Origin of the sequence: Actinomadura sp. GC306 (assembly GCF_004348665.1) — a bacterium.
Classification (GTDB): domain Bacteria; phylum Actinomycetota; class Actinomycetes; order Streptosporangiales; family Streptosporangiaceae; genus Spirillospora.
The window spans coordinates 1-8,469 of the sequence record NZ_SMKM01000284.1; the positions used below are offsets into that span (position 1 = coordinate 1).

An 8,469-nucleotide genomic window follows, 5' to 3' on the forward strand; every position below is an offset into this window, starting at 1 on the left:
GGCCCGCCCCCCGACCGCCCGGCCGGGGCGTCAGGTGAGTGCGGTCAGGCGCCCGTCGACCATCTCGTACACCGTGTCACAGTGTTCGAGGACGTCGTGATCATGGGTCACCATGACGGCCGCCACGCCGTGCTGCCCCGCCTCGCGGGCGAGCAGGCGGACGATCTCGTGGCTGCGCGCCCGGTCCAGGGCGGCGGTCGGCTCGTCGACGAGCAGCACGCTCGGCTCGGTCACCAGCGCCCGCGCGATGCCGACCCGCTGCCGCTCCCCGCCGGACAGCCGGTGCGGGTGCCGGCCGGCCTTGTCCGCCATGCCCACGTCCGCCAGCAGCTTCATGGGGTCGCGGCCGGAGCGGGCGCGGCGCGGCCGGAAGCGCAGCGGCAGCCGGAGCTGGTCGAGGGCGGTGAGCGCGGGGATCAGGTTGCCGGACTGGAACACGAACCCGATGTGCTCGCGCCGCAGCTTCGCCCTGGCCCGCGCGCCGACCGCCGTGATGTCGATCCCGGCGACCGTGACCGTGCCCCGGTCCGGAGTGGCGAGTCCGCCCGCGACCGCTAGCAGGCTCGACTTGCCCGCGCCGGACGGGCCGACGATGGCGGCCAGCTCTCCGGGGCGCACCGCGAGATCGACGTCGTCGAGGGCCTGCACGGTCTCGGACCCGTCGCCGTGCTGGAGGCAGACGCCGGTCATGACCAAGCCCTCGTTATCGGGGGTGCGGCGACCGGGGGTGCTCGTGTCGCCTTCCTGCGGCCCGGGGGCCGGTGCGGCCTGGCTGGTCATCGGTTCCCTCCGAGGGCGGTGGCCGGGTCGATGGACGCGATGCGGGCGACGGCGGCACCGGCGCCGACGAGCCCGAGCAGGACGATGCCGACTGCGGCGGCCGTGACGCTCGGCGCGCTGAGGGCGAACGGCACGCCGCCGCCGGTGATGAGCGAGCCGAGCCCGACGCCGATTCCAGCGCCGACCGCGACGGCGGCCACGAGGAGCAGGAACGCCTGGGTGAGCGCGTCGCGCAGCAGCCAGCTTCTGGACGCGCCCATGGCGCGCAGCACGGCGACCTCATGCCTGCGCTGGATCGCCCACACGGCGAAGAACGCCCCGACGACCAGGGCGGAGATGGCGTAGAGGAACCCCTGGATGAGCTGCAGCGTGGACGTCTCGGCGGTGTAGCCCGGCGAGGCGCCGTAGGACTCCTCCAAGGTGAGGCTCTCGGTACCGGCGGCGGTGTCCCCGGCGGCGAGGTCGACCGAGGCGCCGGGCTCCGCCCGCACCGCCACGGCCGTGATGTCCCGGGTGGCCTGCTCGGGTACCGGGCCGCCCTGCCGCACCCCCGCCTTGATCAGCTGCCAGGCGGGCAGCGGCACGTAGGCCACGTCGACGTGGCCGAACGTGTCCTGCCCCGCGGTGGCGCCGATGACGCGGAGTTTCGTCCCGAGGCGGTCGACGGTGATCGTGTCACCGATGCGCAGGCCCGCGTCGAGCGCCGTGCCGGCGACGACGATGCCGTCCGGGCCGTTCAGCCGCGAGCCCTCGCTCACCTCGGGGGAGAGGAACGAGTCCGGCGCGACGCCGAACAGCGCGAGGTCGATGTCCACGCCCCGGTCGCTCTTGGCGTTGATGAGCGCGTTGCCGTAGGGGGCGGCCTCCGCCACGCCCGGCCGGCTCCGCCACGCGTCCACGGCGGACACGTCCACCACGCTGCGGGAGAAGGCGGCGTCGTGCTGGACGCCCCGCTCGAACGCGAAGGAGGTGACCGGCAGGTTCTGCAGCCCGGAGACGCCGTCCCTGACCAGCCCCACCGACAGCCCGGACAGCATGACCATGAGGACCGCGATCAGCGCTACGACGGCCCCCATCAGACCGAACCGGACCTTGGCGAACCGCAGCTCGCGGAGTGCGAGGAACATCAGCCCCACATCCGCATTTTTGTCGACATCACGTCGCCAACATATCAACACGGTGTCGACAAGATTCCCGGGGTCCGGCATGGGCGCCGGGTGCCCGGGACGAGCCGTGACCCCGTGCTCTGATCCGGCAAAGGATCAGGGCACGGGGTCACGTCCGCGTGCGTTCCGTTCGCGCTAGGTCAGCGGAGCGGAGGCACGGCTCGCTGGGAGAGGCCCAGGGCGTACTCGGGCCACCAGGCGCCGGCCGCCGGATCCACCACACCGTATTCGGGATCCTCCGGCCCGGCCGTGCCGCGGGTGCACTGGCCGTCGGATTCGCCGGGGCGCTTGATCCACAGGAAGGCGTCGACGAGGGGCTCACCGGTGCGCGTCGAGGGCCGCTCGCCAAGACCCCGGCCCGGCGGGTTGCACCAGACCTGGGGGTCGGAGTACTTGTCCGCCGGAGGCGTCCACGGCCCCTGGCCGTTGCGGCTCGTGTCCAGGACGAAGTGCGGGAGCTTGCGCTCGTGGTCCCGGACGGTGGCCAGATCCTCGTCGGAGCAGCTCGCCGCGCCCGTCTTCTGGCGGAAGCGCAGGCACTTGGACAGCCGGGTGCCGTACGCGACCAGCTCGTCGGTGCTGCGGTAGTTGGAGACGTTCAGCGCGAAGCCGTCCGCCTTGGCGATGCCGCCCTTGAGCAGGCGGCTGGCCATGCCGAGCTGGTCGCTCGGTACGCCGTACCCCGCGTCGTAGTCGTTGAGCGGCTGCCAGTCCGAGTGCCCGGAGTCCACGTAGACGCCGGTGCGCGGCAGCCGCTGCAGGGTCCGGATCGCGTAGTCGATCTCCCGGAAGCGCTGGTCGACCAGGGCCATGTCCTCGGGCGTGCCGGTGGAGCCGCCGCCGCCCTCGTTGCACCACGGCTCACTGGACAGCAGCGCCAGCCCGTCGGGCTCGACGATCACCACGGCCCGCCCGCCGCCGATCCCCTTGGCGAAGGCGTCGATCCACGCGCGGTACGCGGCCTCGCTCGGCGCGCCGCCCGCCGAGTACTGCGAGCAGTCCCGGCCCGGCACGTAGTACGCCACCAGCACCGGGACGGCCCGCTGCCGCGCGGCCTTGACCATCGTCCGCCGCACTCCCGCCCGCACCTCCGCGGGCGTGCCGCCGGTGAACCAGACCGCCTGCGACACCTTGGACAGCGCCCGCATGTGCGCCGCGTCGGCGTCGCGCCCCTCGGCCGCCCAGATCTCGGCCTGCCGCCCGGCGTTAGTGTCGGGCTCGACGTAGAACCTGGCCTTCCCGGCCAGTGGATCGTCATGTCCCAGCGCCTGCGCCGGCGGCGCGAGAACCGCGACCATGCTCGCCGCGGCGACGGCGAGGATCCCGATGCGTGGTCTCATCCGGTACTCCCAGATTCTCGGGGTGGGAACTGTGGGAGCGCTCCCATAGCCGGGAGTCTGCTGACGCCCCGAACGTCCGTCAAGACCCAACATCCGAGCGTGCCGCCCTGACCGCAGCGCGGCGGCAGTCGGCCGCAGTCGGACGAAAGCCCATCCGCATCGCCCTCCGAGACGCTCGATGTCACCAAACGAACCGACATAGGGGGTCGGGATGTCCACGAGGACGATCCGAACGGCCATCGGGGTACCGCTGGCAGCCGCACTCGCACTGACCACGGCCTGCCTGCCCGGAGGCGCCAACAACTCCGACGGCTCCGCGGCCACTCCGTCGGCCGCCAACGGCATCGACGAACTGAGCCCGACCGACGCGTTCAAGCGCGCCAGCGCCGCCACGCTGTCCGCCCGCTCGGTCCGCGTCCGCGCCAAGGTCAAGGACGCCCAGGCCGGCACCATCGACCTGGACGTCACCTACGTGGGCCGCGACCGCGCCCGCGGCACCATGCGCATCGGCGACCAGCGCGTCGAGATCATCCAGATCGGCAAGGAGGAGTACCAGAAGGGCAACAAGGCGTTCCTCAAGGAGACCGCGGGAAGCGAGGCGGTCTCCTTCCTCAGCGGCAAGTGGACGAAGACCACACAGAGCGGCAGCGGCTTCGGCGCCCTCTCGGGCCTCGGTGACCTCCGCGGCCTCCTCACCGAGATGGAGGAGGCCGGCCTGCAGGGCTGGACCATGGGCAAGCCGGGCAAAACCGCCGGCACCCCCTCCGTGCCGATGACCGGCGCCGGGGAGCAGATCCACCTGGCCGCCCAGGGCCCGCCGTACATCCTCCGCATGACCGACGGCACCGACCACTTCGACTTCCTCTCCTACGACAAGCCGGTGACCATCAAGCCTCCTCCGGCCCGCCTCGTCGTCGAATGAGCGGTTGACCCCCTCCGCAAGGCGAGGATCCGGCGGGGAGAGGGAGCGGGCCGCCGGGCTCACCGACCCGGCGGCCCGTCCGCCCACTGACCGGAAACCCGCCCCCGGAGACCGCCACCCGGAACGAAGATCGGTCACGTGAAACTCGATGTGCAACTGGACGGCCGCCCGGACGAGGCGGCCCAGCGCGCCCGCGCCCTCCTGGACGCCGGGGTGGATGGCCTCTTCACCTTCGAGGGCCCGCACGACGTCTTCCTGCCACTGATCGTCGCGGCCGGCTCATCCGACGTCCCGTCCACCGACCTGATGACCAACGTCGCGATCGCGATCCCGCGCAGCCCGATGAACCTGGCGAACATGGCCTACGACCTGCAACTGCTGAGCAAGGGCCGCTTCCGCCTCGGCCTGGGCTCGCAGATCAGGCCGCACATCGAGAAGCGGTACGGCTCGACCTGGAGCAGGCCGGCCGCCCGAATGCGCGAGATCGTCCTGGCGGTGAAGGCCATCCTGAACTCCTGGCAGGACGGCACCCCGCTCGACTTCCGCGGCGAATTCACCCGCCACACCCTGATGCCGCCGACGTTCGTCCCGGGCCCGAATCCGTACGGCGTCCCCCCGGTCCTCCTGGGCGCACTGGGCCCGGTGATGACCCGCACCGCAGCCGAGGTGGCCGACGGCCTCCTGGTCATGCCGTTCCACAGCCACCGCCACTTCCGCGAACGCACCCTCCCCGCAGTAGCCGAGGGCCTGAAAAACGCAGGCCGCGACCGAATCGACATCTACCCTCAAGCAATAGTGGCAATGGGCGAAAACCCCGAAGAAATAGAGGCAGCCGCCATCGGCGTAAAGGCCCTGCTCGCCTTCTACGGATCGACCCCGGCCTACAAGCCCGTCCTGGACATCGAAGGCTGGGGCGACCTGCAACCCGAACTGAACACCCTATCCAAAACCGGCGACATCACAAAAATGATCGCCTTGATCGACGACACAATACTAAAAACCCTGGCAGTCAAGGGAACCCCCACCGAATGCGCCACCGAACTAAAAACCCGCTTCGCCGACGTGGCCGACCGAGTATGCGCCTACTTCCCCGGAACCACCCACCCGAAAAAGACCATAATGACCCTAGCTGCCGAACTGAAAACCCGTCCCGCGTGAACCCGTAGGCTCTACATGTCGGCGCGAGTATGATCATCTGTCTTCGGCAAGATGACCGTCTTACTCTTCGGTGCGCTTCGAGGGCGTCGACGCTCCGAGGGCCTTGATGAGGCGGTTCCTGATTCTCTGTTTGCGCTCCTTGAAGAAGACGAGATAGTCGGCGAGGTCGAGCGGAAGCCCGTCGAGGTCGTTCTCGCTGAGGTAGGTCTCGCGTCTCTCGGCGATCGGGAACACGGTCTCGGATGCGATCCAGTCGGCAGGAAGCGTGGCCTGCTTCTCGATGTTCACGGTGCCGGGGAGGAGCTGCAGGTTGGGCAGGAGGTTGACCGTCTCCAGGTAGTCGTCGATCTTCTCCGCAGGGATGCCGGCCGCCGCGAGCCTCTTCCTGGTGAAGCGGGATTTCGGGAAGATGTGGTCTTCGTGGAACTGATTGCTGAGATTCAAGCCTGGATAGAGAACGGACAAGACCGGGAAGGTTCGCTGTCCGGCGTACTTGAGGTTGAGTAGTTCGTCGATCTCCGCAGGATCGAAGGACAGGCTCTTGCCGGCCGCGGCCATCGCCGCCTCCACCTCGGCGACTGGGAAGCAGCCGGTGGTGTTGGCGTTGAGCACATCGCGGATTCGGGTCAGGGTGGTGTCGAGGCCGGAGCCCCACACGCCCCGCTTGATGAGCGAGCGCGTGACCCATCGCTGGAGTACGAGGCGGTCGGCGGCGTCGGAGCTGGAGTCGAGATAGCTGTCGCCCGCGCCTCGCCGATGGAGGTAGTGGGCGACCGGAACGATGACGCTGTTGGCTGTGAGGTTGCGCTCGCTGTAACCGAACTGCTGAAGGAGCGTCGCCGCCCGTAGGAGGGCACCCTCGATCTCCGGCCACGCGGCCTCCACCTCGGCCATGTTCGCCTGCGTGAAGTTGGTGACCTTGAAGCGGACATCGACGCCGGCGATGGTCAGGGCCGTCTTGAGGACGACGTCCTTGGAGAAGGCGAACTGGCGCCCGGCGTTCCTGTTGAGGTCGCGTACGAGTGAGCGGACCTCCTCCCGGGCGTCGAGTTCCTTCCACTGGTTGGTCGCCATGGATAGCAGCAGGTCGGAGTAAGAGAGTGTGGTGCCGCCGCTGTTGACCCGGACGAACACCTCCAGGACTTTGTCGGGGTCCTGGTCGGTGACCAGGAAGTAGTTCATGGGCTTGAGGACGCGAACCGCCTCGTACAGGTCCCAAAGCCGCTGGGAAGCGTCGCCCACGTTCGTGATCCGCCGTTGTTCCAGCTCCTTGAAGGTCGCCGGACCTGCATTGGCCAGGTCGAGTATGGCGCCGACGCGGAACCATTTGTCTTCCCCGTCCTGCTCGGCAGCCGCCTCCTTGTCGGTGAGGAAGCGCAGATCGTACTTGAGACCGAGTTCTTCGTCCTTGGGGTCGTCGACGAGGTTCAGATAGAGCTTCTTGACCGGGAACGCGTCCGGGCTGCTCCACCACGCATACTTCTTCTTCTCGGCGATGCTGCCGTAGAGGGCGATGTTGAGCGCCGTCAGCCGCTGCTGACCGTCCAGGACGGCGGTCGTCCCCGTGCCCGAAAGAACCGTCGCCTTCTCGGCGTAGGGGTTGTCGCGCTCGTGGTAGTGCGTGAGGAACTCATAGAACGTATACGACTGCGCCGTCTCGGGCTCGACGTCCCAGAGCAGAAAGGACCCGACCGGGTAGCCGCGCATGAGGCTGTCGACGAGCTTGACGATCTGGCCGGTGCTCCACACGAACTCCCGCTGGATGGCGGGCATGAGGTACTCGCGCTTGTGGATCGCGGTGAGCATCTCCTGGACGCTGCGAGGGGTCTGGAAGGCCATGCTCAGCATCCTCCGTGCATCGCGAAATCGGGTGAGATGTCCATGGGACGTCCAAGCTTAGGCCGGGGGAAGGCTCGGTCGTGGGCAGTTTGAGAAGCATCCCGAAGTCACGTCCTGAAAGACACCAAGGGGTCTGACTCCGTCGCCCGGGCACAGCCACCTCGCAACCAGGCGGGTCAGTACGGGAGGCCCTAGCGTGATCGCCGGTAGTGCTGCCACGGCCATAACGGCGCGATATGCCAATCGTGAATCGCGTTGGCGTCTCGTTCGGCCGAAGGCTTGCGTGGTGTCGGGCACTCCAGCATATTCTTGCTCCAGAACAGCATCAAGCTCCCGTCGCAGTGTTGTGTACCGCGCCGAACGCGAATTTCATTAGGTATGAGCCGCATATGCACCGAAAGTGCGGGGCTGTGGATCTCCGGAACGCGAGGAGGCAAGGTGTCTCTACAGGTGAGCGCCATCATGCTCGGTGTCAAGGACGTCGACCGCGCCAAGAAGTTCTATGTCGAGGGCATGGGGTGCACGGTCGAGCAGGACTACCCCGGTTTCGCCCGGTGCAGCCTGGGGGAGGGGTCCTCGGACCTGGCCATCTACGAATGGGAGGCGGCAGCGGCGGACGCCGGTGTCTCGCCGGAGGGCTCGGGGTTCCGCGGCACCTCGTTCCACTGCATCCTCGACTCCCGTGAGGCGGTGGACGAGGTCATGAGCAAGGCGGTGGCCGCGGGCGCCACGGTGGTCAAGGAGGCGGTCGCCGCCGAGTGGGGCGGATACGACGGCTACTTCAGCGACCCGGACGGCTACCTGTGGAAGGTCGCCACGGCCTCCTGACGAGCCGTGCCCGTGGCCGCCGGTCTCGTCGCCGCCCGGCGAGGCCGGCGCGCGTCTCGGGCTTCCTCTCCCGCCCCGGAGGCGTGTCCGGTAACCGACACAGGACGAGTGCAGGTCAAATGGGGCGCGCCCGGCAGGATTCGAACCCGCGACCGTCGGATTAGAAGTCCGGTGCTCTGTCCAGCTGAGCTACGGGCGCTCGGCGCCCGGCGGGACGCCGGGACACAGTGTAAGGGGGCGGGTCGTCCGGCTCCACATCTATATCGGGCTATCCGTGCGGGTGGGGGCGGTCGGGGTTCTATCTTTGGGTGCTGTGGCGGTGGATTTCGAGGTGCCGCTCTCCGGCGGGGACGTGTCGGAGGGTGTGGTGCGGGTCGGGGAGACGGTGCGGAGGCCGCTGGGGGCGCACAGTCCGGCGGTGCACGGGGTGTTGCGG

General features: G+C 68.9%; 7 protein-coding genes and 1 tRNA gene. 3 read left to right on the forward strand and 5 right to left on the reverse strand.

The features are described 5' to 3' along the window. Positions 1-30: 30 nt before the first annotated feature. The 3 genes from E1200_RS28055 to E1200_RS28065 all read right to left on the reverse strand — a co-directional run bounded on the left by E1200_RS28055 (position 31) and on the right by E1200_RS28065 (position 3,286). Positions 31-690, reverse strand: a complete 660-nt coding sequence (locus E1200_RS28055; RefSeq protein WP_229808410.1) for an ABC transporter ATP-binding protein — start codon at positions 688-690, stop codon at positions 31-33. 86 nt (positions 691-776) lie between these two features. After that, positions 777-1,907 carry an ABC transporter permease gene (locus tag E1200_RS28060; RefSeq protein ID WP_131955092.1) on the reverse strand — a complete coding sequence of 377 codons (1,131 nt, stop codon included), beginning with the start codon at positions 1,905-1,907 and terminating at the stop codon, positions 777-779. Between the two features lie 179 nt (positions 1,908-2,086). Continuing rightward, a complete protein-coding gene (locus tag E1200_RS28065) occupies positions 2,087-3,286 on the reverse strand; it encodes a glycoside hydrolase family 6 protein (RefSeq protein ID WP_131955093.1) in 1,200 nt (399 codons plus the stop codon). 211 nt (positions 3,287-3,497) lie between these two features. Here E1200_RS28065 and E1200_RS28070 point away from each other — a divergent pair, with 211 nt between their 5' ends. Both E1200_RS28070 and E1200_RS28075 read left to right on the forward strand, forming a co-directional pair. Further along, positions 3,498-4,208 (forward strand): hypothetical protein, encoded by a 711-nt coding sequence (locus E1200_RS28070; RefSeq protein ID WP_131955094.1) that lies wholly within the window; start codon positions 3,498-3,500, stop codon positions 4,206-4,208. A 138-nt stretch (positions 4,209-4,346) separates the two neighbouring features. Continuing rightward, positions 4,347-5,366 carry a TIGR03617 family F420-dependent LLM class oxidoreductase gene (locus tag E1200_RS28075; RefSeq protein WP_131955095.1) on the forward strand — a complete coding sequence of 340 codons (1,020 nt, stop codon included), beginning with the start codon at positions 4,347-4,349 and terminating at the stop codon, positions 5,364-5,366. A 60-nt stretch (positions 5,367-5,426) separates the two neighbouring features. On the opposite strand, the gene E1200_RS28080 is transcribed toward E1200_RS28075, so the two are convergent. Beyond that, complete coding sequence (locus E1200_RS28080; protein ID WP_131955096.1) at positions 5,427-7,205, reverse strand: DUF262 domain-containing protein; 1,779 nt, start codon at positions 7,203-7,205, stop codon at positions 5,427-5,429. 450 nt (positions 7,206-7,655) lie between these two features. Between E1200_RS28080 and E1200_RS28085 the strand changes: the two genes are divergently transcribed. Further along, positions 7,656-8,033, forward strand: coding sequence for a VOC family protein (locus E1200_RS28085; protein WP_207933574.1), 378 nt, complete (start codon positions 7,656-7,658; stop codon positions 8,031-8,033). 125 nt (positions 8,034-8,158) lie between these two features. On the opposite strand, the gene E1200_RS28090 is transcribed toward E1200_RS28085, so the two are convergent. Then, positions 8,159-8,232 (reverse strand) — tRNA-Arg (locus tag E1200_RS28090). Positions 8,233-8,469 lie beyond the last annotated feature (237 nt).